This window comes from Collinsella sp. AF11-11 (assembly GCF_003465485.1).
Lineage (GTDB): Bacteria > Actinomycetota > Coriobacteriia > Coriobacteriales > Coriobacteriaceae > Collinsella.
Genome location: NZ_QSAS01000001.1, coordinates 193,499 through 218,090, shown reverse-complemented (window position 1 = coordinate 218,090; position 24,592 = coordinate 193,499). Strand labels below are relative to the sequence as shown.

Annotated in this window: 23 protein-coding genes, 5 tRNA genes and 1 pseudogene; 21 read left to right on the top strand and 8 right to left on the bottom strand. The window is 57.4% G+C overall.

Features of this window, described 5'->3' with window-relative positions; genetic code table 11:
• Window positions 1-172 precede the first annotated feature (172 nt).
• Entirely contained in the window at window positions 173-1,630 is a 1,458-nt protein-coding gene (locus DWV58_RS01020) for an aminoacyl-histidine dipeptidase (RefSeq protein ID WP_117775886.1), read from the top strand.
• A 125-nt stretch (window positions 1,631-1,755) separates the two neighbouring features.
• Here the strand turns inward: DWV58_RS01020 and DWV58_RS01015 are convergent, their stop codons facing one another.
• The 3 genes from DWV58_RS01015 to DWV58_RS01005 form a co-directional block, all read right to left on the bottom strand.
• Window positions 1,756-3,060 carry a type II toxin-antitoxin system HipA family toxin gene (locus DWV58_RS01015; protein ID WP_117775885.1) on the bottom strand — a complete coding sequence of 435 codons (1,305 nt, stop codon included), beginning with the start codon at window positions 3,058-3,060 and terminating at the stop codon, window positions 1,756-1,758.
• Window positions 3,061-3,492, bottom strand: a complete 432-nt coding sequence (locus tag DWV58_RS01010; RefSeq protein WP_117775884.1) for a helix-turn-helix domain-containing protein — start codon at window positions 3,490-3,492, stop codon at window positions 3,061-3,063.
• Between the two features lie 128 nt (window positions 3,493-3,620).
• A complete protein-coding gene (locus DWV58_RS01005) occupies window positions 3,621-4,199 on the bottom strand; it encodes a manganese efflux pump MntP family protein (RefSeq protein ID WP_117635969.1) in 579 nt (192 codons plus the stop codon).
• Between the two features lie 376 nt (window positions 4,200-4,575).
• Here DWV58_RS01005 and disA point away from each other — a divergent pair, with 376 nt between their 5' ends.
• The 6 genes from disA (at window position 4,576) to DWV58_RS00975 (ending at window position 10,037) form a co-directional block, all read left to right on the top strand.
• Entirely contained in the window at window positions 4,576-5,616 is a 1,041-nt protein-coding gene (gene disA, locus DWV58_RS01000; RefSeq protein WP_369831362.1) for a DNA integrity scanning diadenylate cyclase DisA, read from the top strand.
• On the top strand, window positions 5,616-6,344 hold the full coding sequence (gene ispD / locus DWV58_RS00995) for a 2-C-methyl-D-erythritol 4-phosphate cytidylyltransferase (protein WP_117775883.1): 729 nt from the start codon (window positions 5,616-5,618) through the stop codon (window positions 6,342-6,344). The genes disA and ispD overlap by 1 nt, the downstream gene beginning before the upstream one ends.
• A complete protein-coding gene (gene ispF / locus DWV58_RS00990; RefSeq protein WP_006234975.1) occupies window positions 6,334-6,828 on the top strand; it encodes a 2-C-methyl-D-erythritol 2,4-cyclodiphosphate synthase in 495 nt (164 codons plus the stop codon). Before ispD ends, ispF begins: the two co-directional genes overlap by 11 nt.
• Window positions 6,829-6,831: 3 nt before the next feature.
• Window positions 6,832-8,298 (top strand): cysteine--tRNA ligase, encoded by a 1,467-nt coding sequence (gene cysS, locus DWV58_RS00985; protein WP_117775882.1) that lies wholly within the window; start codon window positions 6,832-6,834, stop codon window positions 8,296-8,298.
• 143 nt (window positions 8,299-8,441) lie between these two features.
• Window positions 8,442-9,356: a 23S rRNA (guanosine(2251)-2'-O)-methyltransferase RlmB gene (gene rlmB, locus DWV58_RS00980; RefSeq protein WP_117775881.1), complete on the top strand. Its 915-nt coding sequence runs from the start codon at window positions 8,442-8,444 to the stop codon at window positions 9,354-9,356.
• Window positions 9,357-9,359: 3 nt separating this feature from the next.
• Window positions 9,360-10,037 (top strand): NYN domain-containing protein, encoded by a 678-nt coding sequence (locus DWV58_RS00975; protein WP_055285223.1) that lies wholly within the window; start codon window positions 9,360-9,362, stop codon window positions 10,035-10,037.
• Between the two features lie 27 nt (window positions 10,038-10,064).
• Here the strand turns inward: DWV58_RS00975 and DWV58_RS00970 are convergent, their stop codons facing one another.
• The gene (locus DWV58_RS00970) at window positions 10,065-11,405 is read right to left on the bottom strand and encodes a DNA-binding protein (protein WP_117775880.1); all 1,341 of its coding nucleotides are present in this window, start codon (window positions 11,403-11,405) and stop codon (window positions 10,065-10,067) included.
• Between the two features lie 223 nt (window positions 11,406-11,628).
• Here DWV58_RS00970 and DWV58_RS00965 point away from each other — a divergent pair.
• Window positions 11,629-11,703: transfer RNA gene (locus DWV58_RS00965), tRNA-Thr, on the top strand.
• Window positions 11,704-12,235: 532 nt separating this feature from the next.
• On the opposite strand, the gene DWV58_RS00960 is transcribed toward DWV58_RS00965, so the two are convergent.
• Both DWV58_RS00960 and DWV58_RS00955 read right to left on the bottom strand, forming a co-directional pair.
• Window positions 12,236-13,621 carry a PTS transporter subunit EIIC gene (locus DWV58_RS00960; protein WP_233540466.1) on the bottom strand — a complete coding sequence of 462 codons (1,386 nt, stop codon included), beginning with the start codon at window positions 13,619-13,621 and terminating at the stop codon, window positions 12,236-12,238.
• A gap of 24 nt (window positions 13,622-13,645) precedes the next feature.
• Complete coding sequence (locus DWV58_RS00955) at window positions 13,646-15,064, bottom strand: glycoside hydrolase family 1 protein (protein WP_117775878.1); 1,419 nt, start codon at window positions 15,062-15,064, stop codon at window positions 13,646-13,648.
• A gap of 151 nt (window positions 15,065-15,215) precedes the next feature.
• Between DWV58_RS00955 and DWV58_RS00950 the strand changes: the two genes are divergently transcribed.
• The 13 genes and pseudogenes from DWV58_RS00950 to DWV58_RS00890 all read left to right on the top strand — a co-directional run bounded on the left by DWV58_RS00950 (window position 15,216) and on the right by DWV58_RS00890 (window position 22,468).
• A complete protein-coding gene (locus tag DWV58_RS00950; protein ID WP_158564497.1) occupies window positions 15,216-16,049 on the top strand; it encodes a MurR/RpiR family transcriptional regulator in 834 nt (277 codons plus the stop codon).
• Between the two features lie 431 nt (window positions 16,050-16,480).
• Window positions 16,481-16,562, top strand: a tRNA-Tyr gene (locus DWV58_RS00945).
• Window positions 16,563-16,572: 10 nt separating this feature from the next.
• Window positions 16,573-16,648: transfer RNA gene (locus DWV58_RS00940), tRNA-Thr, on the top strand.
• 3 nt (window positions 16,649-16,651) lie between these two features.
• A tRNA-Met gene (locus tag DWV58_RS00935) sits at window positions 16,652-16,728 on the top strand.
• 96 nt (window positions 16,729-16,824) lie between these two features.
• Complete coding sequence (gene tuf, locus DWV58_RS00930; RefSeq protein WP_117563790.1) at window positions 16,825-18,015, top strand: elongation factor Tu; 1,191 nt, start codon at window positions 16,825-16,827, stop codon at window positions 18,013-18,015.
• Between the two features lie 279 nt (window positions 18,016-18,294).
• Entirely contained in the window at window positions 18,295-18,444 is a 150-nt protein-coding gene (gene rpmG, locus DWV58_RS00925; RefSeq protein WP_022093895.1) for a 50S ribosomal protein L33, read from the top strand.
• 13 nt (window positions 18,445-18,457) lie between these two features.
• Window positions 18,458-18,533 (top strand) — tRNA-Trp (locus DWV58_RS00920).
• A gap of 76 nt (window positions 18,534-18,609) precedes the next feature.
• The gene (gene secE / locus DWV58_RS00915) at window positions 18,610-18,948 is read left to right on the top strand and encodes a preprotein translocase subunit SecE (protein WP_117775877.1); all 339 of its coding nucleotides are present in this window, start codon (window positions 18,610-18,612) and stop codon (window positions 18,946-18,948) included.
• A 3-nt stretch (window positions 18,949-18,951) separates the two neighbouring features.
• Complete coding sequence (nusG, locus tag DWV58_RS00910; protein ID WP_006234984.1) at window positions 18,952-19,488, top strand: transcription termination/antitermination protein NusG; 537 nt, start codon at window positions 18,952-18,954, stop codon at window positions 19,486-19,488.
• Window positions 19,489-19,608: 120 nt separating this feature from the next.
• On the top strand, window positions 19,609-20,037 hold the full coding sequence (gene rplK, locus DWV58_RS00905; protein WP_022093893.1) for a 50S ribosomal protein L11: 429 nt from the start codon (window positions 19,609-19,611) through the stop codon (window positions 20,035-20,037).
• A gap of 117 nt (window positions 20,038-20,154) precedes the next feature.
• Window positions 20,155-20,862 carry a 50S ribosomal protein L1 gene (rplA, locus tag DWV58_RS00900; protein ID WP_117775876.1) on the top strand — a complete coding sequence of 236 codons (708 nt, stop codon included), beginning with the start codon at window positions 20,155-20,157 and terminating at the stop codon, window positions 20,860-20,862.
• A gap of 312 nt (window positions 20,863-21,174) precedes the next feature.
• Window positions 21,175-21,894 (top strand): annotated as a pseudogene (locus DWV58_RS00895) (hypothetical protein).
• Window positions 21,818-22,468 (top strand): isocitrate/isopropylmalate family dehydrogenase, encoded by a 651-nt coding sequence (locus DWV58_RS00890; protein WP_233540465.1) that lies wholly within the window; start codon window positions 21,818-21,820, stop codon window positions 22,466-22,468. Before DWV58_RS00895 ends, DWV58_RS00890 begins: the two are co-directional and overlap by 77 nt.
• Before the next feature lie 351 nt (window positions 22,469-22,819).
• Here the strand turns inward: DWV58_RS00890 and DWV58_RS00885 are convergent, their stop codons facing one another.
• Together DWV58_RS00885 and DWV58_RS00880 are read right to left on the bottom strand one after the other, a co-directional pair.
• The gene (locus DWV58_RS00885; protein WP_117635373.1) at window positions 22,820-23,950 is read right to left on the bottom strand and encodes a DUF4179 domain-containing protein; all 1,131 of its coding nucleotides are present in this window, start codon (window positions 23,948-23,950) and stop codon (window positions 22,820-22,822) included.
• The gene (locus tag DWV58_RS00880; RefSeq protein WP_117583099.1) at window positions 23,931-24,491 is read right to left on the bottom strand and encodes an RNA polymerase sigma factor; all 561 of its coding nucleotides are present in this window, start codon (window positions 24,489-24,491) and stop codon (window positions 23,931-23,933) included. Before DWV58_RS00880 ends, DWV58_RS00885 begins: the two co-directional genes overlap by 20 nt.
• Window positions 24,492-24,592: the final 101 nt, after the last annotated feature.

Below are 24,592 nucleotides of genomic sequence, written 5' to 3'. Positions count from 1 at the left end.
GTCCCTTCGGCGCGGCCCGTCTAACCTGCTTTATCTTAATAAAGTGGCGTCTCCCCACCGTTAGCCGATGATGCGAGGGCGCTCGGCGTTTTCGACTGGTTTATGCACGCAAAGTCTGGGAATATACAAGGCGCATGTCTTACTGTCTAACCAGTTGCGCCAAGGAGGCACCATGGATTACAAGATCACCGGCTACGAGCCCGCCCAGCTGTTCCATTTCTTTGAGGAGGTCAGCGCGATCCCCCGTGGGTCTGGCAACGAGAAGGGCATCAGCGATTTCCTGGTTGCGTTTGCCAAGGAGCGCGGCCTCGATGTGTACCAGGACGAGGTCTACAACGTCATCATTCGCAAGCCGGCTTCTGCCGGCGCCGAGAATGCCCCGACTGTGATGCTGCAGGGCCACATCGATATGGTGTGCGACAAGTTGGGCTCTGTTGAGCACGACTTTACGACCGACGGTATCGACCTGGTCGTGAAGGACGGCGTCCTCACCGCTAACGGCACCACCCTGGGCGCCGACAACGGTATTGCTGTCGCTCTGATGCTTACTGTGCTCAACGACGATTCGATCGTTCACCCCGCCCTCGAGTGCGTATTCACCACCGACGAGGAGACTGGCCTGGTCGGCGCCGAGACGCTCGACAAGTCCCAGATTAGCGCCCGCACCATGATTAACCTTGACTCCGAGGAAGAGGGCGTTGCCACCGTCAGCTGCGCTGGCGGCGTCGTTGTTACCTACACCTGCCCCATCGTGCGCGAGCACAAGACCGGCAGCACCCTCACGCTCGACATCTCCGGCCTACTGGGTGGTCATTCCGGCAACGATATCAACCTGGAGCGCGGCAACGGCAACCTCATCATGGCCCGCATCATCGACCGCCTGATGGTCGCCGGCGAGCCCGCCATCGTTAGCTTTAACGGCGGCACTAAGGACAACGCCATCAACCGTGAGTGCAAGGCCGAGCTGGTTTACGCCGACCACGCTGCCGCCGAGGCCGCGGCCCAGATCGCAAAGGACATCATCGCCGACGTCACTGCCGAGCTCGAGGTCTTCGACCCCGGCTTTACCTGCACCGTCGAGATTGCCGACGACGCCGAGGTCGAGGCCATGGATCAGAAGTCCGCGCTTGCCCTCATCCGCGCCCTGCGTCTTGCCCCTAACGGCGTGATTCGCCGCAACGTCGCCACTGACGGCTCCGTCGAGGTTTCCTCCAACATCGGCGTGGTCGCCACTTCCGACGACCAGGTCAAGATCATGCTGTCCCCGCGCTCCTCGATCACCTCGCTGCAGAACGAGTTCAAGGACCGCCTGCAGACGCTGGCCGATGTCTTGGGCTTCGACGCCAAGTTCGAGTTCGAGTATCCCGGCTGGAGCTATGCCGAGCATTCGCCGGTCCGCGACGTTTTTGTCGAGAGCTATCGCGAGCTCTTTGGCTCCGAGCTGCGCATCGAGTCCATTCACGCTGGCCTTGAGTGCGGCCTGTTTGCTGAGGCCCTGCACGGCCTGGACGCCATCGCCGTGGGCCCGACGCTCTCCGATGTCCACACCCCGGACGAGAGCATGGAGCTCGCTTCTGCCGAGCGCTTCTACGAGCTGCTCATCGACGTCCTCAAGCGCCTTGCCGCGTAAGGGTCGCGCTAGCAGCAGTTCGAGCCACGTGCTAGCGGATTGCAAATGACATTACGAGAGGGGGCATCCGAACTTTTGCGACGGGTGCCCCCCTCTTCTTTTAAGAAATGTGGATTGATTGGCGCCTAGCCCATATCCGCCTTGATGAGGTCGAGGGTGCGCTGGCAGTTTTCGCGGACGGGGCCGAGCATGTGCTCGCGCAGGTCCGCCATGCCGGGCAGGTCGGCGTATTCGTCCATGATCTCTTCCATGCAAATGGGCACCTCGTAGGCGAGGTCCATCATGGTCGCAAAGCAAAACTTCTCGGATAGCCCGGCATCGGTGAGCGCCGCCTCCAGCGCGGGGTCGCCCATACCGTGGTATCGGCGGATAGCGCCTGGACCGATGCGCCCCACTCGATTTTCGCCGCCAACGCTCATGGCAAGGCGCGCCCGGCGGCGCATACGCTCGTACGCCAAGCCCGATGCGACATCGTACATGGGTGCGAGCGCTGCGTTTGTGCCTTTACCTAGGATGAGCGAGTAGTTTTTAGCGTGTGCGTCAGGCGCTCCGATAATGGCGTTATAGAACAACATATAGGTAAAAAGCACAAGATTCATGTGGTGGGGGACTGTGTTAATCAGTCGTTCTTGGATGTCTCGTGTGGTTGGTCCTCCGTCGGCGGTGTATTTCTGGCTTGGCAATACACCGAGCGCCTGGCAAAAGTCCTCCTGATGCAGCCTTTCGATATTTCCGCTGCTATTGACCATTCTGTCGTACCGTTCAACGACGAGCGCGGCTTCGTCTTCAAATGTGCAATAGGAGACGTTGGCAGTTGGAATGCCAACACGCCGAGCCGTTTTCTTGCAGACGAATTCGTTTAAGGCCTGATGTTTGAACCCAACGACACCATTTTTGAAGATATGGGTAGTGGGGGATGACCCTAGACATTCGCACCATTGGCCATCATGCCAAGCTAGTGCAAATTTGCCTTGGTTGCCGCCCAGGGACCAGCTTTCGTTGGAGCCCATCCATGTCTCTCTTTCGTCATCGCGAATTGCTTTGAGCTTGTGAGCGATTTGAGAATTGGTAAGCGGGCGGTATGCCGAGACCCTGCCGCGGGCGGCGCCTAATTGATCGGTTCGACAAAACTGAACGGCCCCTGCGCAGTCAAGACCGATATGGCACAAGAGGGCGACGGGGTTGTTGGATGCAACGTCATACTCGGCGGCAATAGCGCGACGCTGCTCTTGACTGTCGGGCAAAAGGCCAAATAGGAACGGGCGGACGATGTTATGGCCATACGTGCGATTGGAAAGCGGCATTGTTAGCGATAGCGGTGCTCCGCGATAGGTTGGGGCGTATACAAAGCTGCAGAGTCCATGCTTGTCTTGCCGGAGAGTGCCTGCGATTTCGCCACAAATGAGGGTTGCAAGCTCCATCTCTGCCATTTATTTCACAACCTTACAGCCAAAGGAGAGGCCTGAAGTGCCGGAAAGGCCTTGCTCGGCTGCGATTTGGGCCAGCAAGGCACCATAGGAAGATGGCGTTCCCTGTCGAGCGGGTCGTCTGCCTACGCTTGGCTTTGGCAGGGCATTCGAGTTCGCGATAGGGAGGTCCGCTTTCGTCGTCGGATGTTCGGAGGGCGATGCGATGGAGTCGTTATCGCTTTGCGCAAAGAGACCTATGCCGAGTGCATTAAAGACGGACAGCAACTTGTCGAGCCGAATACCCGTGGCGTCTCCTAGCTCGAGCGATGCGAGCAGGCGCTCCGAAACGCCGGCTTTTTTAGCGAGGGCCGCACGGGTGATTTCCTGCGACTCGCGTGCCTGACGCACATAGATGCCAGCTTGGCGTGGTGTGGTGATGGGAAGGGTATCCATGGCGATCTCCTAACGTGCAGACTTTTGCATATCAGTATGACATGCAAAAGTCTGCATGAAAAGGCCTCATGCAAAACTTTGCATGAGGCCTTGTACTGGCGTTGAGTTTTGAGCGATTGTGTTTGGCGTTACAGCGCCAAAATCCCCAGATGCTCAAGCAAGATCTTAAGTCCGATGAGGATGAGCACGATGCCGCCCACGATGGTGGCAGGTTTTTCGTAGCGCGCGCCAAAGGTGTGGCCGATCGCTACGCCGGCGACGGAGAAGATAAACGTTGTGACGCCGATAAGCGATACAGCGGGAACGATGTCGACCGAAAGCGCGGCGAACGAGATGCCCACGGCCAGGGCGTCGATTGAAGTGGCGATGGCGAGGATCAGGTACTCGCTCAGTTCAATCTTTTCGGCATTCTTGCCGTCGCCTTCATCCTCGTCCTCGGTAAAAGCCTCCCACAGCATTTTGCCGCCGATGAAGGCCAAAAGGATAAAGGCAATCCAATGGTCGATGGGGCCGATGATGCCCATAAACTGGCTGCCAAGCGCCCATCCGATCACGGGCATGCCGGCCTGGAAGCCGCCAAAGAACAGGCCGAGCACTACGGCGACCTTAAGGTTGATCTTCTTCATGCCAAGGCCCTTGCAGATGGATACGGCAAAGGCGTCCATCGAAAGGCCAATGGCGAGCAGCACGAGCTCTACGAGTCCCATGGTTTGGCTCCCTCCTTGCGGGCGAACCCGCGTGTACTTCTGACAGGGGAGCAACAAAAAAGACCCGTGGCGTACGCGCCGCGCGTACAACCACGAGTCTCGTTCATTAAGGCAAGCCAGGCCGCATCGGCCAGTGTGTTGACTTGCCGCGCCACCGGAGGCGAACCCGATCACGCGACTACTCCCTCATTTATGCGAATCCCGATGCTACCACATAAGCAGCTCATTTGGATTGGGGCTCTCAGCTGTGTTCGCTCATTCTGTAAGCATCGGATTTTGCGGGCGTCACAGAGGCAAACCGTGAGAAACTTATTGACGTTTATGGAGCGTATACGATGGGAGCGATGCCTTGGATAAGAACGAGCTGCAAAAGCGTATGGAACAGGCCATCCGCCTGACGGCACCTGGTCAGCCGATCCGCACCGCCCTCGACATGATCATCGCCGGTCACCTGGGTGCCCTTATCTGCGTCGGCGACACCGAAAACGTGCTCGCTGCCGGTAACGACGGCTTCCCACTCAACATTTCGTTCACCTCGAACCGCCTGTTCGAGCTCTCCAAGATGGACGGTGCCATCGTTATCGACGGCGACCTCACCCAGATCCTGCGCGCCAACTTCCACCTCAATCCCGATCCCTCGCTTGCCACGAGCGAGACGGGCATGCGTCACCGCACTGCCGCTCGCATGTCGGTGCTCACCGATGCCATCGTGATCTCGGTCTCGGCCCGTCGTGCCGTCGTCAACGTGTACGTTCACGGCAAGAGCTATGAGATCCAGCCCGTCACCACCATCATGAGCTCGGTCAACCAGCTCGTCGCCACGCTCCAGACTACCCGTCAGTCGCTCGATCGCTCCCTGCTGCGCCTGACGGCCCTCGAGCTCGATGACTACGTTACGCTCGCCGATATCACCGGCATTTTCTCGAGTTTCGAGATCATGCAGCAGGCAAAGACTGAGCTTAAGGATTGCATTGTCAAGCTGGGCAACCAGGGCAAGCTCGTGCAGATGCAGCTCGAGCAGCTCGCCGGCTCCAGCATGGATACCGAGTACGACCTGATGATTCGCGACTATGCGAGTGATTCCTCCGAGGCCAATGCCGAAAAGATCCGCGCCAACCTGAGCCGTATGACGCCTAAGGACCTGTCCGACCCACAGCATGTGGCGGCGGTTCTGGGTTACGACGACCTGGACGAGGACTCCGTCATGACACCGCTGGGCCTGCGCACGCTTTCGCGCGTGTCCGTCGTGCGCGACGGCGTGGCCGAGAAGATCGTCGACGAGTATGGATCGCTACAGGAGCTCATGGACGACATCAGCGAGGATCCGGAGCGCCTGGGCGACTTTGGCGTTAACAACCCTGCCATTCTTGCGGACTCCCTGTACCGCATGAAGGGCACCAAACAGGGGAACGCATAATGGCGCCCGTATGTGCCGTGGTCGTTGCCGGTGGCAGCGGCCAGCGCTTTGGTAACCCCGGTGGCAAGCAGCTCGTCAATGTAGCGGGCCGTCCGCTTATGAGCTGGTCCATCCGCGCATTTGACCGTAGCGATAAGGTCGGCCACATCGTGGTGGTGTGTCCTGCCGAGCGTCGTGCCGAGATGCGCCGCCTGGCCATCGACCCGTATTCGTATAACACGCCCATCAGCTTTGCCGATGCCGGCGAGGCTCGCCAGGATTCCACCCGCGCAGGCGTGCACGCGGTGCCGGCGGGCTTTGAATACGTCGCCATCCACGATGGCGCCCGTCCGCTCATTACGACCGAGGCTATCGACCACGCTATCGACGTGCTCGTGAGCGACCGTGCCCTCGACGGTGTCGTGTGCGGCCAGCCTGCCATCGACACACTCAAAATCGTCGATGGCGACAACATCGTCGAGACGCCGCCGCGCGAGCTGTACTGGGCCGCGCAGACGCCGCAGATTTTTAGTGTCGACGCCATGAAGCGCGCCCATGCCGCGGCGATTGCCGAGGGCTTTATCGGCACGGACGATTCGTCACTGGTCGAGCGCATGGGCGGGCGCGTCCGCTGCGTCCAGAGCCCGCGCGATAACCTTAAGGTGACGGTGCCCGAGGACCTGCGTCCCGTAACCGCGATTCTGCTTGGCCGCATGGCCGAGGGAGAGGACCTTCCCCATGTTCAGTAACCTGCGCATTGGCCATGGCTACGACGTTCACCGTTTGGTGGAGGGGCGTCGATGTATCATCGGCGGGGTCGACATCCCCTACGAGCGCGGCCTGCTGGGCCACTCGGATGCCGATGTGCTCGCGCACGCCTTGGCCGACGCCATTCTGGGCGCCTGCCGCGGGGGAGATATCGGCAAGCTATTCCCCGACACCGATCCCGCCTACGAGGGTGCCGATTCGATGGTGCTGCTCGCCCGCGTGATGGACTATGCGCGCGAGCTGGGCTTTGAGTTTGTTGATGCCGATTGCACCATTGCCTGTCAGCAACCCAAGATCACTCCGCACCGCGATGCCATGCGCGCCAACCTTGCCCATGCCCTGGGCGTCGACGTGGAAAACGTGGGCGTCGCCGCCACTACGACCGAAAAGCTCGGTTGGGAAGGCCAGGGCGAGGGAATCGGTGCCTGGGCCGTCTGCCTGCTACAGAAAACCGTTAAGGAGTAACGAATGCGTATCTACAACAGCGCTACCCATAAAAAGGAAGAGTTCCAGCCCATCGAGTCCGGCAAGGTCCGCATGTACGTGTGCGGCCCCACGGTCTACGACAACATCCATATCGGCAACGCCCGTACGTTCATCAGCTTTGACGTGATTCGTCGCTGGCTCATCGCGAGCGGCTACGAGGTCACGTTCGCCCAGAACCTCACCGATGTCGATGACAAGATCATCAAGCGCGCCAACGAGCAGGGCCGTACGGCTGCCGAGGTCGCGACGGAGTTTTCCGACAAGTTCATCGGCGTCATGCGCGCCGCCAACGTGCTCGATCCCGATGTGCGCCCCCGCGCCACCAAGGAGATCGGCCCCATGATCGCCATGATCAAGACGCTTATCGAGCAGGGCCACGCTTACGCAGCCGATAACGGCGATGTGTACTTTGCCGTGCGCAGCGATCCCAACTATGGTCAGGTCTCGGGCCGCAACATCGACGACCTTATGGTTGGCGCGCGCATCGAGGAGAACGAGGACAAGAACGACCCGCTCGACTTTGCCCTGTGGAAGGCTGCCAAGCCCGGCGAACCCAGCTGGCCGAGCCCCTGGGGCGAAGGCCGTCCCGGTTGGCACACCGAGTGTGCCGCCATGGTGCACCGCTACCTGGGCACCCCGATCGATATCCACGGCGGCGGCTCCGACCTTGCCTTCCCGCATCACGAGAACGAGTGCGCCCAGGCCACCTGCGCCTGGCACCAGGGCTTCTCCAACACTTGGATGCACACGGGCATGCTGCTGGTAGACGGCGAGAAGATGTCCAAGTCGCTCGGCAACTTCTTTACGCTGGCCGAGGTTCTCGAGCAGCACTCCGCTGCCGCCCTGCGCCTGCTGATGCTGCAGACGAGCTATCGCTCACCGCTCGACTTCTCCTGGGAGCGCCTGGAGGGCGCCGAGAATTCGCTCACGCGTATTGCCGGTACGGTCGAGAACCTGCGTTGGGCTGCGAACCACGCGACGGCCGATGCCGATGCGGCTGCCGCCGAGGCGTTTGCCGCCAAGGCCGCCGAGACCCGTGCCGCCTTTAAGGAGTGCATGGACGACGACTTTAACACCGCCGGTGCCATGGGTGCCGTCTTTGGCTTTGTCACCGAGTGCAATCAGTATCTGGAGCAGGCGGGCGATGCTGCCGACAAGGCCGCAGTCCTGGCTGCCGCCGATACGCTGGCCGAGCTGCTCGATGCGTTTGGCGTTGAACTTCCCGAGCCCAAGGTCGAGCTGCCGCTGGGTCTGCTGGGCGTTGCCGCCGGTTTGGTTGCCTACACTGGTGACGACGTGGATGAGGCCGCTGCTAAGATTCTCGAGGCTCGCGCCGAGGCCCGTGCCGCCAAGAACTGGGATCTGGCAGATGCCATTCGCGACCAGCTCAAGGACCTGGGCCTCACCATTGAGGATACGGCCGCGGGCACTCGTATTAAGAGTCTCTAGTATTTGTCGACCGTTCGAGGTGCGGCAGATTGCCTTGAAAGAGGAGGGCATAGACCTGGTGGTCATGCCCGACGATTGAAAGGCAAGGTGCCGCGGCTCGAACGGTCGATTCTTGTTCGTTATCTATTTAAGGAGGCCGTCCTATGGCCGACAATCGCAAGCGTGCGCCTCGTGGCGGCAAGCAGGCCGCTTCTGGCTCGCGTCCGATTCGCCGCAACGATCGCGCTGCCGCTCCCAAGGGCCAGCGCGAGCGCTCACAGGCTGCTCGCTCGCAGCGCGAGCGTAGCCGCGATAACGTCGAGGTTCCCAAGGGCGAGTTTATCGAAGGTCGTCGTGCTGCCGCCGAGGCGCTACGCACTGGTTTTCCCATCAAGTGCGCGCTCATCGCCGAGGGCGGGGAGCGCGATGCTGCCTTGTCGCGCCTGGTCGACGATCTCAACGCCGCGGACGTCCGCATTAAGTATGTGCCGCGCGCGCAGCTCGATGCGCTGTCGAGCCATGGCGCTCATCAGGGCATTGCGCTCGAGGTGGGTAATTTCCCCTATGCCGATGTCGCCGATATCCTCGACCGCGCGGGCGACGGTCCGGCGCTTGTCGTGGTGCTCGACCACGTGACCGACGACGGTAACTTCGGCGCCATCGTGCGCTCCGCCGAGGTCGTGGGCGCCGCGGGCGTTATCATCGCCAACAAGCGTGCCGCTGGCGTGACTGTGGGCAGCTACAAGACTTCAGCCGGTGCCGTCATGCATCTGTCCATCGCGCAGGTGCCCAACATCGCCCGTGCACTCGACGATCTTAAGGCCGCTGGCTTTTGGGTGGGCGGTGCCTCCGAGCACGCCGAGGGCAGCTGCTGGGACGCCCCCTTCGAGGGCCGCGTTGCGCTCGTCATGGGGTCCGAGGGCGACGGCATCTCGCGCCTGGTGCTCGAGAAATGCGACTTTTTGACCAAGCTTCCCCAGCGCGGCATGACCGAGAGCCTCAATGTTGCCCAGGCAACGACGGCGCTATGCTTTGAGTGGCTGCGCCGCAACGCCGGCGAGCTCATGGGGGAGGAGTAACGCATGTCCAAGAAGAACCGTGCCAAGTCCAAGGCCAAGCGCTTTGGCGAAGGCTCGGCCAAGCCGATTGTTTCGGCCGCGACCTATGGCGTGGGCGGCAATGCGTTTGCGCAGGCCATCGCCGACCCAGTCTCGACGGTGCACTCCAATAAGCCCGAGCTGCTGGTGGTCGACGGCTACAACGTGATTCACTGCACGCCGCGCTACGAAAAGCTCGTGTACGACCATTCCGATGATCCGTATTCCAGCGACGTTCACGATATGGCGCGCACCGCGCTCATCAACGATGTTGCGGCGTTTGCCCAGGGCCGCTACGAGGCCGTGATCGTGTTCGACGGCGCGGGCAATATCTCCAGCGAGCGTCCCAACCTGCCGGCCCGCGGCGTGCGCATCGAGTTTTCGCCGACGGGCGTCTCTGCCGACACCGTGGTGCAGAAGCTCTGCATCGAGGCACGTGAGGAGGGCCGCGCGTGCTCCGTGGTATCGAGTGATGGCACAATTCAAGCCGTCGTCATGGGCAAGGGTGTCACGCGCATCTCGAGCCGCATGCTGGTGGACGAGATCAAGCAGATCGATAACGACGTTCACGAGGCAGAGGAAGCTCCGCAGATCAAGATGACTCTGGGCAGTCGCCTGAGCCCCGAGGCGCTGGCCAAGCTCAAGGCCCTGCGCGGGAGGTAGGGGAGCTGACGGCGCGACGCTGTCTCGCTAACTCCATTCAGCGATGTCGATCATTCTACGGAGGCGCCATGTAAGCGCCTCTTTTAGATATGGCAGCCTTGCCGTGAGCGCGTTGTTTCTGGACAGAATCTCGATTGCCTCGCCAACGAAGCCTTCGAGTTTGTCGCCGTCAAACCAGCCCATGTCCTCGACGAGCAACATTTGTTTGGCGGGGCTTGAATGAAATTGTGCGCTGGTAAAACTGTGCTCTCCCGCCCTAAGCTCCTCTAGTGATATGTTGCACCAGAGTGATGAGCCCGAATCGAAGATGGGGGCTGGTCTGCAGACCAGTGAGTTGACGTTTCGCACGAGGCCGAAGTTGCGCCAATGACGATCGTAGTTGGCAATGATGTCGTCACATACGATCATGCGGTCAAGGGCGTCTTTTATATCTGTCGCTCCAAGCTCCTCACAGTTTGCTACATACCGTTCGTAATCGGTTAGTCGCTCGTCTGCATTTGCATGCTGGTTTATATAGAACGCAGAGACATATTCTTCTTCGTCAGTTAAGAAGACATTGCATGTGCTCAAGGCAGAAGTACCTGTGCCTTCGAGCGAATAGGGTACATAATCGCAAGCGTTTAGGATGCGACGGTGAAGTGCGGTCGCCACCATCTCGTTATAGGGTTCCTGGTTCAGGTGCGCACCTGCCTTGTGGAGTATTCGACGGTCATCCTCGCATGTCCAGTACTTTTGAAGATTGCCGTCCGAGGTGTTGTCGGGCTTTGCGGCAGCTGCCTTGCCCTCTGGGGCGAAGGGCGCGATGCTGAGAGAGACGTCGTCAAAAGCATTATTGAAGAAATTGATATCTTCCCACGCGAGACCGGAGCCTTGGGGTCTAATCCAATACTGGTCGGATAAGGAGAGGCCAAGATTTCGCTGGATGAGTTCGTCGGGAACATCGACTGCTGCTTCTGCCAACAGGGATGCAAGCCCAATGCGCGCGAGCGGGATACCGCGGCCTCGCCACCAAATGCGGAAAGAGTCGAGCGACACGGGACTATTGGGGCCAAGTACTCCAATAGGGGCGTGGGCACGATCGACGTCGGCGCCGATGTGGGTGAAGTCTTTCCGTGATCTGCTGTAGACCAGCTGGGCCACTTCGTGCGTGCGGTTCATGAGGGTAAATGCGATTTCGCTTTTCCCATGCCCGCGACGAGGCCGTCCCCCTCTTTTGGTTGCGGAGCGGAGTCGCGTGTCTACGCTGTCTTTGTCGATAAGCCACACGCCAGAAGCCTTGCGGGCGGTCAGCGCGCCGTTCTTAATGAGCTCCTGCACCCTGCGCGGGGTGATGCCGAGCAGTTCGGCTGCTTCCTTTGTAGTCAACATCGCGAAACCCTTCGCCAGAACGAATAGTTTTATATAGCCAATTGTAATTAAAACTATTCGTTCTGGCGAAGAGTTTTAAGATTGAGGGCGAACTGACAGAAATGAACGGGCTTGGTACGTGTTGTTGCTGGATTTTGCATATTTATATAACGCCGCGCGGCCTGTTGCGCCTCGTCCGCAATTCCTTTATTCTTAATTGGCTTCGCGCGAAAGCGCCAAGTGTGCCAGTGTGGCGCAACGGTAGCGCAACTGATTTGTAATCAGTGGGTTGCAGGTTCGATTCCTGTCACTGGCTCCATGAGAGTTTCGGGCTCTGTTCCTTGTGGGACAGGGCCCGTTTCTATTTAGGTGGTGCGCCATTGGGTTAGCGCCCATCCCGTTTTTGGTTTGTCTCGTCCTCCAGTTTGTCTAAATCTGTAACACCAAGACCGATATTTGGCATCTAACTGTTACAGATTGAGATGAAACTTAGGGTGTTTTAGGAATATCTTGATCTGTAACATGTAGAAGCGGAATAGGTCTCCTGCTGTTACAGATCGAGACAAGGGCGGGTACGGTCCTGGATGTCCTGCTCGAGCGTGGATTTCTGGACACGAGAGAGAAGAAAATCTCCCGACCGGAGAACGAGCGTGGATAATTAACTTGGATAGGGGGCTAAGGTAAACACCGATTGTCTATCGACGGCTTTAGAAACAACGACCCCGATTTCATTGTGGAATCGGGGTCGTTTGTGCCTCAGGAATCCGAATGGATTAATCGAGCTCCTAAGGGACTTCTTGGGTTCTTGCTAATGGTCTGCCGAGGATGTCCCCAATGCAAACAGCGGGCATTTACTCAATATAGTTGGGGTTCTTCTTGATGATCACGCGTGCAGCGATGAACGAGACGACGATGGCGATGACGGCGACAACGCACGCCAGTACGAAGTTGCCCATGGATCCATCGGGAGCGATAAAAATCAGCGCCGAAAGAAGGCCGGGGCATGCTCCCGCAACATACTCCTTCAGGACGAAGATACCTGCGGGGAGTCCCGCGCAGAGGGCGCCGATTGCCGTGCCGACAAGCAGGCGGGGACGCTCGATGAGGCAGCCGTAGAACGCGGGCTCAGTTACGCCGCAGAGTGCGGTGACGGCAACCGTGGTGACCATACCCCTCTTCTCCTTGTTGCCTTTCATTGCAGTTGCCAAGGCGAGACTCGTGCCGCCAATGCAGAGGTTTGAGATGAAGCCAAAGATGATGGGCGCCCAGCCGAGCTGCGCCAAGCTCGTAACTTCGATTGCGATGTAGGCCTTATCAAGACCGAGCATGACAAAATAGGGGTTAAGGGCTGCAAGGATTGGAGTAGCGATAAATGCCACGTTATCCATGAGCCACGTGACGGCATCACTCAGCGCGTAGCCCATCATGCTGCCGGCGGGGCCGAGGATAATCAGCTCAACAGGCACGACGATAAACATGGTGAGTAGCGGCTTCAAGAACAGTTTGGTAACGTCCGGGATGATTTTCTGAAGACCGCGATCAACAAAGTACATGAACACAACGCCCAGTACGATTGGCACCACCGTGCTCGAGTAGTCATTCGTCGGGATGGGGATGCCAAGAAAGTCGAGACCCTCAGCACCGCTAATAGACGAGCTAATCATGATTGCGCCCAGCAGCGCGCCCATGATAGGCTGCATCTTCATGACGGCGGCGAGCTGGTAGCCTAGGTAAACGGGCAGGAAGCTAAATGAGGCGCTGAAGATCGCCAGCAGAACCTGAGCAGTTCCGCTATCGGTGCTCAATCCACAATAATTGACCAGGAGATTCTTAATCGAAAGAATGAGTCCGCCTACGATGAGCGCCGGGACGATGGGCATGAATACCTGTGCGGAGACATTTCCGAATTTCTCAACCAGGCTCGTGGCAGTGTTGCCGCTTTTGATACCCTCTGCAAGATCCTTGGCGGTTTGGGCATCGTCGGCAACCGCGCCGCCGCCGACTTCGATTCCCGCGAAGTCGAGGAAGTCGTTGTAAGCCTCGGTGACGTTGGGGCCGATGATCACCTGAAGCTGGCCACCGCTGACTACTGCCCCGAGCGCCTGATCGGCCGATTTGGCGAGCTGGAGATCGATGATCGAGGTGTCTCGTGCGTCGATGCGAAGGCGCGTCGCACAATGAGTTACCGATGTAATGTTCTCTTTGCCGCCAACAGCCTTTAGGACTGTTTCGGACATTGCCTGATATTTCATCTCTTTCTCCTAACCTTCCTGCTCCTGATACTTCGAGATAAGGTCTCGGTACCAATACCAGCTCTTTTTGGGGGTGCGCTCCAGATTGTTCTCGAAGTCGATGTGGACAAGTCCGTATCGTTTTTCGTAGCCGTTGATCCAGCTATACAGATCCATCGTCGACCAGAGGTAGTAGCCCTCAACGCGCGCGCCGTCGCGCTTAGCCCTCATCATGTGCTCGATGAACTGGCCCAGAAGCTCGATGCGGTCATCATCGTGGATCATTCCGTCTGCGTCTGGTTGCTCATAGGCGCCATGTCCGTTTTCCGTAATAAAGATGCGGGGCGCGTCATAGCGCTCGTGGACATCCATGATGGTTGAATACATGCAACTTGGGAGTATTTCGCGGCCCCATTTATTGCGGGGAACATTGCTGTCGCGGGCGCTTTCAAACAAGGGCGCAATGCATTTTCCTTCGACTTTTTTGCTCGAACCGCCCTTATTGTTCGCCGAAACGGCAAGCTCTCCACCGTGCCAGTCGGTTACATACTCTCGGCAATACACGTTGAGTCCAATAAAATCGACTTTACCGTCTCTGAATTCTTCTACGTCATTTGGGGATCGATAGAGCGAGACGCCAAGTTTTCCAAGGATTTCGTCCATTTCTGGCGGCAGTTGACCCTGAAGCGCTGGTGCCAGAATCATGCGATTGGCGAAAAAGTCTGCGTATCGAAATACGTCATCAGGGTGCTCGGTTGCCGGGTCGAGTTCGACAACGCCGCCATCGTGGACGGCGCCGATGATGCCGTCGTAGCCCATTTGACGATATGCTCGGACTGCGAGTGCGCTTGCGCGCATCAGGTTGTATTGAAACTGCATGTACGACTGAACGTCGAGCGATCGATTGGGGGGATAGTTGCCCAACATGTTTACGCAGTAGCTGTAGAAATGCGGCTCGTTAACGGTAGCCCAGATTTTGACGCGGTCTCCAAAGCGCTCAAAGCAAATCTTGGCGTATTTGCAGAACCACTCTGCCATGTCGTTGTTCAGCCATCCGCCTTTGCAAGCAAGCGTGAATGGCAGATCGTAATGGAACAGCGTGACGTTGGGCTCTATGCCATTTTCGAGGCAGCAATCAATGACTCGATTATAAAAATCGATACCCTCTTCATTCACTTCGCCGATACCCGTGGGGATGATTCGACTCCATGAAAGAGAGAAGCGATAGGTGTTTTGTCCGCCTTCTTTCATCATGCGGATATCTTCTTCATAGCGATGGTAGAAGTCGCAAGATACATCACCGTCAACATGGTTGATGTTCTTATTGCTTGTGTGGTTAAAGAAATCCCACTCGCCGAGGCCTTTGCCGTCTTCGTTCCAGGCACCCTCGCACTGATAAGACGCTGTGGCGGAACCCCAGAGAAACGGCATGTTGTTCACGTTGCCCATGAATCCCCTTTCCATCATTCAACACGGTGGATACGTGTGACGGAATTACGATTAAGATGACGTCAACTGATTTGAATCATAGGAGAACGACCAAAGCTGTTTGATTCAATAAATGAACCATAATATCGAGGAGAGCGGAAAGAGGGATCACGTGAATATCAATGACTTCGATGTGCTCAATCGCATTAGCTCCATCATCAACAGCGAGTTTGGGTCAAACGATGCCGCCATCGCTCGATATCTCATCGCTCACATTAGGCGTTCGAGCGAAATCAATGTTGCCGCAATAACCCGCGATGCATTCGTGACCCGTTCCGCTGTTCGTCGTTTCTGCAATCGATTGGGCTACCAGTCTCTTAGCGATTTGAAAGAATCATTTACTCAATCAGTCTTTCCAAGCGACTTAAGCCATCGAGAGGAGGAATTTGGCTACGAGGAGTACAGGGCAGAGCTCGACGTTCGCATGATCGAGATGTTCGCTGAGGTCGAAAGCGGCGTGTCCGATATCGCTATTAAGCACCTTGCCGACGAAATTGATGGCCATAAAAACGTTGAAATCTGGTGCACCAATAATGTGAGCGCCAATCTCGTACGATTTCAGCAGGAAATGTTTTATGCGGGCAAGATAGTTCGCATAGTTGCTGGGGCTAACGTCGCGGAATTGAAAAACATGGGAGACACTTCGCAGTCATTGATAATTCTCGTATCGGTCTCCGGGCTATTTGCGTCACAGGCGCGTGAGTATCTTGATTGCCGTTCGGGCAGGAAGATTCTAATTACTGCGTTTAGCAACGATGACAAATCGAGGTCTTTTGACCGTGTATATCGTCTTGGTAATGCGGGAAACGGAATTGACCGACTCGGCGTTTATTCGAAATATGCCATGACTTATTTCTTCGACTTGCTATCGTCGTGTTACTTGAGTCGCTACCCCTGCACCAAGGGGGAGCCGCTCTATGGGTCTACTTTGGCCTGGCCCGAGTAGTTGCGGCTCTATAGTTCTCCCGCCTGGAGAATGAGCGTGGATAATCTGCCACTTTGGCCTTTGAGCCGCGCTAAAAGCGGGAGAAAGTCCACGCTCGATTTCAAACGGGAGAAAATCCACGATCGAATCTGCCGCGGAAGCCTGATCTCGACCTATATATAGGTGCAAATAAGCCGGTATCGAAGTTCGATCCTGAAGGTGTACTCCACTACACCAAAGTGTTACCTCGGGAAACGTCGCCTCAGCATCCAAAACCACCATCCTTCATATCCAAACTCAACAAAACAGCAGGTCAAAGGTATATAGATACGCCCGGCACCGTGTATCTAGAGGTTTTCGTTGACAGCCCCCAAGGTTGCATCGTATTATCTTTTTCGTTCGCGGGGGCGGCGGTCCAAAAGACCAAAGGACCTGCGGATACTTGAACGATTGGGAGTTTGCCCGAGTGGTTAATGGGGACGGGCTGTAAACCCGTTGGCTCTGCCTACATAGGTTCGAATCCTATAGCTCCCACCCGTCAAGTGCCTGTATAGCTCAGTCGGTAGAGCACTTCGTTGGTAACGAAGAGGTCACCAGTTCAAGTCTGGTTGCAGGCTCCATCCGGCGGTGTAGCTCAGTTGGTTAGAGCACACGGTTCATACCCGTGGCGTCACTGGTTCGAATCCAGTCACCGCTACCATAGGTAACACGGTGGCTTCTCAATAGTATGTTGAGAGGCCACTATGGTATAAAGGCAAAGTCCCGTCCGGGGACGACCTGTTTAGAGGAGGGCTTTATGGCCAAAGAGAAGTTTGAGCGCACTAAGCCGCATGTTAACATCGGCACCATTGGTCACGTCGACCACGGCAAGACCACGCTGACCGCTGCCATCACCAAGGTTCTCTCCGAGACCGAGGGCTGCAAGGCTGACTTCACTGCGTTCGAGAACATCGACAAGGCTCCCGAGGAGCGCGAGCGCGGCATTACGATCTCCGTCTCCCACGTCGAGTACGAGACTGCTGCCCGTCACTACGCTCACGTTGACTGCCCGGGCCACGCTGACTACGTCAAGAACATGATCTCCGGTGCTGCTCAGATGGACGGCGCTATCCTGGTCATCGCCGCTACCGACGGCCCCATGGCTCAGACCCGCGAGCACATCCTGCTCGCCCGTCAGGTCGGCGTTCCCTACATCGTCGTCTTCCTGAACAAGTGCGACATGGTCGACGATGACGAGCTCATCGACCTCGTCGAGATGGAGACCCGTGAGCTCCTCTCCGAGTACGATTTCCCCGGCGACGACATCCCCGTCATCCGTGGTTCCGCTCTGGGCGCTCTCGAGGGCGACGCCAAGTGGATGGACGCTATCCGCGAGCTCATGAACGCCGTCGACGAGTATATCCCGACGCCCGCTCGTAACAACGACCTCCCGTTCCTGATGGCCGTTGAGGACGTTATGACCATCTCCGGCCGTGGTACCGTTGCTACCGGCCGTGTCGAGCGCGGTGAGCTCAAGCTCAACGAGCCCGTCGAGATCGTCGGCATCAAGGATACCCAGAACACCGTCGTTACCGGTATCGAGATGTTCCGTAAGTCCATGGACTTCTGCGAGGCTGGCGACAACGTCGGTCTGCTGCTCCGCGGCATCAAGCGCGAGGACATCGAGCGCGGCCAGGTTCTCTGCAAGCCCGGTTCGGTTACCCCGCACACCAAGTTCACCGGCGAGATCTACGTTCTGACCAAGGAGGAGGGCGGCCGTCACACCCCGTTCTTCGATGGTTATCGTCCTCAGTTCTACTTCCGTACCACCGACGTTACCGGTACGGTCAAGCTCCCCGAGGGCACCGAGATGGCTATGCCTGGTGACCACATCACCATCGAGGGCGACCTCATCCACCCGATCGCCATGGAGGAGGGCCTGCGCTTCGCTATCCGCGAGGGTGGCCACACCGTCGGTTCGGGCATCGTCTCCACGATCATTGAGTAAATTAGCTCTTTGATATAGCTGACTTAGAGAACCCGGCACTTATATGGGTGCCGGGTTCTTTTCTGCAATGGATATTGAGCCGTTGCTGGTGTCGAGAGGATCGATAATGGTCCTGGATGCACCGTCGATTAGCTCTCGATGGCTTCATTGATGTGTTCCAAATATGAATGGATCCACCGAGAACCAATTGACTCGAGGTTTTCATTGACAGCACTTACGTGGAGCTGATAAAGTAACAACTCGTGCCCGTACGGGGCGGAAATGAAAGGTTCAGGATACATGCGTACTCTAGTTACTCTTGCGTGCACTGAGTGCAAGCGCCGCAACTATACGACCACCAAGAACAAGTCGACCATGCCTGATCGTATGGAGATCAAGAAGTATTGCCCCTGGTGCCGTCACCACACGCTGCACAAAGAGACTCGCTAGTCTCTAGTCACATACGCCAGTAGTTCAATTGGTAGAGCATCGGTCTCCAAAACCGAGTGTTGAGGGTTCGAGTCCTTCCTGGCGTGCCAGTCATTATTCCGTAAGCTCCCACTTGGGGGCTTACGGTTTACTCATGTATAAGCGCATTGCGCGGAGGTAACCCAAATGGCCAACAAGAAGAACAAGAAGAAGGCTCAGCAGTCGGCACCTGCCAACAGCGCTGCCGCCAACTCCAAGGTTGAGGCCAAGAAGGCCGTTGCCAAGAAGAACGAGAAGGCTGCGAAGTCCAAGAAGAACGAGAAGCCTGGTTTCTTCGCCCGCACCAAGAAGTATTTCGCTTCGGTCAAGTCCGAGATGAAGCGTGTCACGTGGCCTGATAAGAAGGAGCTCGTGAACTACTCGGTCGTCGTTTGCGCTTCTCTGGTCGTCGTCGGCGTCGTCATCGCTCTGCTCGATGCTGGCTTTGGCGAGGCTCTTGCTCTGTTCTCTGGATTGAGGGGCTAAACCATGTCTAAGCGTTGGTACGTCGTTCACACTTACTCCGGATACGAGAACCGCGTAAAGTCCGATCTCGAGCATCGTATCGAGACCATGGGTATGCAGGACCGTATCTTTGATATCGAGATTCCTATGGAGCGCGTCACCGAGATCAAAGAGGGTGGCAAGCGCGAGACCAAGGATTCTAAGATCTTCCCGGGTTATGTCCTGGTTCGCATGGAGATGGATGACGATGCGTGGACGTGTGTTCGCAACACGCCCGGCGTCACCGGTTTCCTAGGCGGCAACGGCAAGCCCGCTCCGCTTTCCCGCGACGAGTACAACAAGATGACTCGTCGTCCCGGTAAGGGCGATTCGCCCAAGCGTACCTCGGTTGATATTCAGGTCGGCACGTCCGTCCGCGTCACCGATGGCCCGCTTACCGACTTTGATGGCAAGGTCTCCGAGGTTAACACCGAGGCTGGCAAGCTCAAGGTCACGCTGATGATCTTTGGTCGCGAGACGCCGGTCGAGCTCGACTTTAATCAGGTCGCTGTCATCGCTTAAGTTTTCGTCCGTTCGCGCGAGCGTGCTTCTTCTGTGACTGCTCATCTCAGGAGTGCTTCTAACACGTGCGTGCTTACGATATAGCAAGTACTTCACACTCGTGATTCGAAAGGAATGACCATGGCTGAGAAGAAGGTTGCCAACGTCATTAAGCTCCAGATTCCTGCTGGTGCAGCTAACCCCGCTCCTCCCGTCGGCCCCGCCCTGGGCGCTGCTGGCGTGAACATCATGCAGTTCTGCCAGGCCTTTAACGCCGAGACGCAGGACAAGAAGGGCGACATCATCCCCGTTGAGATCTCTGTCTACGAGGATAAGTCCTTCTCCTTCATCACCAAGACCCCGCCGGCAGCTCACCTCATCAAGAAGGAGCTGAACCTTAAGTCTGGTTCCGCTAAGCCCCAGGCCGACAAGGTTGGTCAGCTCTCCCAGGAGCAGCTCACCAAGATCGCCGAGATCAAGATGCCGGACCTCAATGCCAACGACATTGACGCCGCCAAGAAGATCATCGCCGGTACCGCCCGTTCCATGGGCGTCACCATCGCTGAGTAGCGATTTCTTATGGTAACGACGGGTGCTCCGACTGGGGCGCCCGTTAAATGTGTGCAATAGGGCACACGATACGATGTGGGAGGGCTCACGCCCGTTTAACCACAGGAGGTAATGCACATGGCTAAGCATGGTAAGAGCTATAACGCAGCTGCCGAGAAGATCGACCGCGCCACGCTCTACACCCCCCTTCAGGCTGCCAAGCTCCTCAAGGAGCTCGACACCGCCAAGTTCGACGAGACCGTCGAGGCCCACTTCCGTCTGGGCATCGATACTCGTAAGGCCGACCAGAACATCCGTGGTTCCATCTCCCTGCCCCACGGCACCGGCAAGACCGTTCGTGTTGCCGTCTTCGCCGAGGGCGAGAAGGCCCGCGAGGCCGAGGCTGCCGGCGCCGACATCATCGGTTCCGACGAGCTCGTCGCCCAGATTCAGAAGGGCGAGATCAACTTCGACGCCGCTATCGCTACGCCGAACATGATGGCCAAGGTTGGCCGCATCGGTAAGATCCTTGGTCCCCGTGGCCTCATGCCGAACCCCAAGCTCGGTACCGTGACCATGGACGTCGCCAAGATGGTCTCCGAGCTCAAGGCTGGCCGCGTTGAGTACCGCGCCGACCGCTACGGCATCTGCCACGTGCCCCTGGGCAAGAAGTCCTTCACCGAGCAGCAGCTCGTCGAGAACTACGCTGCCCTGTACACCGAGATCCTGCGCGTCAAGCCCTCTTCTGCTAAGGGCAAGTACGTCAAGTCCATCTCCGTGTCTTCCACCATGGGCCCTGGCGTCAAGGTCGATCCCGCTATCCAGCGCGACTTCCTGGCTGAGTAACTAACAGTTACTGCCTGAGCAAAGCAAGCATTGCTAAAGAGACCCGGTTCTGCCTCGTGCAGGACCGGGTCTCTTGCTTTTGAGTCAACGAAACCACCACGAAGGGGACAGGCACCCTTGTGGTGGTTTTACTTGTGTTGTACTTTAGCGCGATGTAGTACTACCCGAGGCCGAAGGGAGCCCAACATGTTTAAGAACACGCAACAGCTCCTAGGCCTAGCGCTACTAGATTGGATAGCGCGCTAGGGTTGTAATCTCGCTATAACGATTTGTTGTACCCGGGTGCGCTATCGTCTGCCGCTTTCAGGCGTGATGAGCGACACGGGTATTTTTCTATCTCTAGGCCTTCTCTCTCTCCTGAAAGCCATCTGTCATAAAACGGTCAATCAGGAGGAACATATAAGCCGCAAAATCACAATCTTTGACGCCACCCTGTGCGACGGTGAGCAGTCGCCGGGCGCCAACATGAATACCGAGGAAAAGCTCTTCATCGCCCGCCAGCTGGTGCGCATGAACGTGGACGTTATCGAGGCGGGCTTTCCCATCTCGAGTCCTGGTGACTTTCGCTCCGTACAGGAGATTGGCAAGATTGCGGGCGACCGATGCACGGTATGCGGCCTGACGCGCGCTGTCGACAGGGATATCGAAGTGGCTGCAGAGGCGCTCAAAACGGCCCAGAGGCCCCGTATCCATACAGGGCTGGGTGTGAGCACCAGTCACCTGCGCGACAAGCTCCATATGACTGAGGAAAGGGCAATTGAGTGAGCGATCCATGCCGTCAAACATGCTCGCAAGTTCGTTGACGATGTTGAGTTTTATGCCGAGGATGCCGGCCGCTCCGATCAGGAGTTTCTGGTGCGCATTATCGAGGCGGCCGTAAAGGCCGGTGCCACGGTCGTGAACATCCCCGATACGATGGGCTACAACATGCCGTGGGACTTTGGCGCCCGCATCCGTGACCTGCGCGGGCGCTGCGGGTGCGGCCGGTCAGCGTGCGGTCGACGTGATGGAGTATCGCGAGTACGAGATTGAGCGCATTGCGCGCCAGGCATTTGAGGCGGCGCGCAAACGTCGCGGCAAGGTGACGAGCGTTGATAAGCGCAACGTGCTGGAGACGAGCCGCATGTGGCGCGAGATCGTGCATCGCGTGCAAGACGAGGAGTACTCCGACGTGGAGCTTGAGGACCTGCTCGTCGACAACGCCGCCATGCAGCTCATCAGTCGACCGGCAGACTTTGACGTCGTGGTGACGGAGAACATGTTCGGCGACATCCTGTCCGATGAGGCGGCTCAGATTACCGGATCGCTCGGTATGCTTGCCTCTGCCTCGCTGGATGAGGGCGTATCGCTGTTTGGGCCGAGCGCTGGCAGCGCTCCTGACATCGCGGGGCTCGGCGTGGCCAATCCGCTGGCTCAAATCTTGTCGGTGGCGATGCTGCTGACCTACGCGCTCGACATGGGCGAGCAAGCCGCGTGGATCGAGAGCGCCGTGGCGCGCGTGCTCGACGAGGGCTGGCGCACCCGTGACATCGCCGATGTCAACACCCCGGCAGATAAGATCCTCGGCACCACGACGATGGGCGACAAGGTCGTCGCCGCGCTGTAGGCGATGCCGATTCAAGCTGTCAAATATCTCAATCTGTAACATCTAAGGGGCAAAATCGTTCCTACCTGTTACAGATTGAGATTTTCGGCCGAGCATCCGTGGTCTGTCTCGATCTGTAACAGCTAACCGATTATTTGGGCCCTACCTGTTACAGATTGAGACAAACCGTTGGGACAGGTCGGACGAGTCAGCAAAACCACCACAAAGGTGCCGGTCCCCTTCGTGGTGGTTTTTAGCGCAACGAGGTGTTCCCAGCCGACCATACGGGCGGCCTTGCGCTCACGCTGCTCGATGACAGCGCATCTTTAGACGCGAAGTGCGGAACCGGGTGCATATACGAGCCGCGTAGCGTTACGAATTCATGGGAATGACCGTATCGCCAATTTGTACGCTTGCAATCTTGTCTGTGTCACAAACTTGCGAGAACGGCCAGGTCTTGTGGACATCAGTGGTGCCGTTATCCAGTTTATTTGCGAAATAGCCGCTGTGGCTGGTTGCGTCCTCAACATGACCGTCTTTGAACGTCACGATGAGGGGTATGTTGCCAACGGCATCCATAGACTCCTCCATGTTTTGAGACATCTTGCCGCTGTTGTTGTCGTGTTCGATGGAACGATCTATGTTGTAGCGGACTGAAACGCCAACGCAGGATACGGTGGCCTCTTGAATCGTCGCCTTGGTGCCGTTAAAGTTGACCGATTTGGGCGCGGGAATCGTAACGGATGTATCTTCGTAATTCAGCTGGAACTTAAGATCCCATGGGCCCGTAAGTATTTTCTTATACTCGGGAAGCTCTTTGCCAGCACGTGGCACAACGAGAGAGTTGATATGCGTGCGGACGGTCCTGCCCATAAGGCCGGGTGATTCAACGCTGAACTGTGCAAAGTATTGAATGCTGGAGTCATTGGGGTTCTTGTCAATGAGCCATGATTGGCCTTGGCCGCCATGCTCGCCATCAACGTATACGTTTCCATCGACACTTCCGGCGATAGTTCCGTTCTCGCCCGGCTCGGAAAGCTTTTTCAGGGCAGCGGGATCGTCGAACGTAAGCGTATAGGCGATGGTAACCATATCCTTGTCGCCCATGATGGCGTCGGCGGTCACGGTGACTCCGTTGTTGGAGCAGCTAGCACCGACGGGCCGGCCAATACGGTCGATGATCTCGGTTTGAGAAGCAGGTCCGTCAAAGATGTCGGAAAGCATGTCAGAAGGAAGCGGCAGGACGCCTGTTGCCATAGCCGTGCCAGCGCCTCCAATGACGATAGCGAGGACTGCCGTTACAGCGGCAATGCGAGCGACTGTTCTTACGGGATGGCGGGCGATGCGCGGCTTGCGTCGCGTGCCATTAAAGTTGCTTTGAGCGGTCGCCGCATCGCTCGAGGCGACGGACTGAGCAATCGAGTTTGCCATGTGCTGCTTCGCATTATCGGTAAACGAAATGTGCTCCAGGGCGTGGCGATAGTCATTCGAATTCGTAGTCATTGTGGTCTCCTTTCAAGGAAAGCCGAAGTGACGCACGTCCGCGGCTAAGGTGCTGGGCGGTTGCAGCTGGCGTCGCGTGAACGGCGTCTGCGATTTCCCTGATGCTCATGCCTGCGTAGTAGTGCAAAAAGATGGCGATGCGCTGTGCTTGAGGCAGGGCCGTGACAGCGGAAAGAATGGCGCAGTCGCGTTGCGCGAATTCTTGCTCGGTATGTGTTACGGGTGCGCAGAAATCGGGGAGCGAATCGAGGTCGACAACCGGGTGATTCGCGTGCGTACGGCCGATATCGCGACATGCGTTCAGTGCGACTCGGATCACCCAAGCACGTTCGTGTTCGAGCGAGTCGAACGGTTGAGTGCGTTGGAGAATCTTGATCAGCGTGTCCTGGCAGATGTCTTGAGCGTCGTCAGCGGATCCAAGGGCCGAATAGCACAATCGAAGGATGAGGTCGGAATACGTGTCGACCAAGCGCTTTGCTTCCCGCTCGATCTGATCGGCATCGCATCGGAGCGTGCTATTGCGGTTACGGCGTGCAGGCATAGTGTCACCTCCAATTGGTCGTGGTGGATATAGGGAAGGCGTCTCGCGAGGTCCCTCTACATACAACACGGTCGAGACTGCATAAGTTGACAAAAAAAGAC

Excerpts from the sequence above, each read along its gene's own strand:
- DWV58_RS01020 (WP_117775886.1), top strand. The coding sequence starts at position 173 with ATGGATTACAAGATCACCGGCTACGAGCCCGCCCAGCTGTTCCATTTC.
- DWV58_RS01015 (WP_117775885.1), bottom strand. The coding sequence starts at position 3,060 with ATGGCAGAGATGGAGCTTGCAACCCTCATTTGTGGCGAAATCGCAGGC.
- DWV58_RS01010 (WP_117775884.1), bottom strand. The coding sequence starts at position 3,492 with ATGGATACCCTTCCCATCACCACACCACGCCAAGCTGGCATCTATGTG.
- DWV58_RS01005 (WP_117635969.1), bottom strand. The coding sequence starts at position 4,199 with ATGGGACTCGTAGAGCTCGTGCTGCTCGCCATTGGCCTTTCGATGGAC.
- disA (WP_369831362.1), top strand. The coding sequence starts at position 4,576 with ATGGAACAGGCCATCCGCCTGACGGCACCTGGTCAGCCGATCCGCACC.
- ispD (WP_117775883.1), top strand. The coding sequence starts at position 5,616 with ATGGCGCCCGTATGTGCCGTGGTCGTTGCCGGTGGCAGCGGCCAGCGC.
- ispF (WP_006234975.1), top strand. The coding sequence starts at position 6,334 with ATGTTCAGTAACCTGCGCATTGGCCATGGCTACGACGTTCACCGTTTG.
- cysS (WP_117775882.1), top strand. The coding sequence starts at position 6,832 with ATGCGTATCTACAACAGCGCTACCCATAAAAAGGAAGAGTTCCAGCCC.
- rlmB (WP_117775881.1), top strand. The coding sequence starts at position 8,442 with ATGGCCGACAATCGCAAGCGTGCGCCTCGTGGCGGCAAGCAGGCCGCT.
- DWV58_RS00975 (WP_055285223.1), top strand. The coding sequence starts at position 9,360 with ATGTCCAAGAAGAACCGTGCCAAGTCCAAGGCCAAGCGCTTTGGCGAA.
- DWV58_RS00970 (WP_117775880.1), bottom strand. The coding sequence starts at position 11,405 with ATGTTGACTACAAAGGAAGCAGCCGAACTGCTCGGCATCACCCCGCGC.
- DWV58_RS00960 (WP_233540466.1), bottom strand. The coding sequence starts at position 13,621 with ATGTCCGAAACAGTCCTAAAGGCTGTTGGCGGCAAAGAGAACATTACA.
- DWV58_RS00955 (WP_117775878.1), bottom strand. The coding sequence starts at position 15,064 with ATGGGCAACGTGAACAACATGCCGTTTCTCTGGGGTTCCGCCACAGCG.
- tuf (WP_117563790.1), top strand. The coding sequence starts at position 16,825 with ATGGCCAAAGAGAAGTTTGAGCGCACTAAGCCGCATGTTAACATCGGC.
- rpmG (WP_022093895.1), top strand. The coding sequence starts at position 18,295 with ATGCGTACTCTAGTTACTCTTGCGTGCACTGAGTGCAAGCGCCGCAAC.
- secE (WP_117775877.1), top strand. The coding sequence starts at position 18,610 with ATGGCCAACAAGAAGAACAAGAAGAAGGCTCAGCAGTCGGCACCTGCC.
- nusG (WP_006234984.1), top strand. The coding sequence starts at position 18,952 with ATGTCTAAGCGTTGGTACGTCGTTCACACTTACTCCGGATACGAGAAC.
- rplK (WP_022093893.1), top strand. The coding sequence starts at position 19,609 with ATGGCTGAGAAGAAGGTTGCCAACGTCATTAAGCTCCAGATTCCTGCT.
- rplA (WP_117775876.1), top strand. The coding sequence starts at position 20,155 with ATGGCTAAGCATGGTAAGAGCTATAACGCAGCTGCCGAGAAGATCGAC.
- DWV58_RS00885 (WP_117635373.1), bottom strand. The coding sequence starts at position 23,950 with ATGACTACGAATTCGAATGACTATCGCCACGCCCTGGAGCACATTTCG.
- DWV58_RS00880 (WP_117583099.1), bottom strand. The coding sequence starts at position 24,491 with ATGCCTGCACGCCGTAACCGCAATAGCACGCTCCGATGCGATGCCGAT.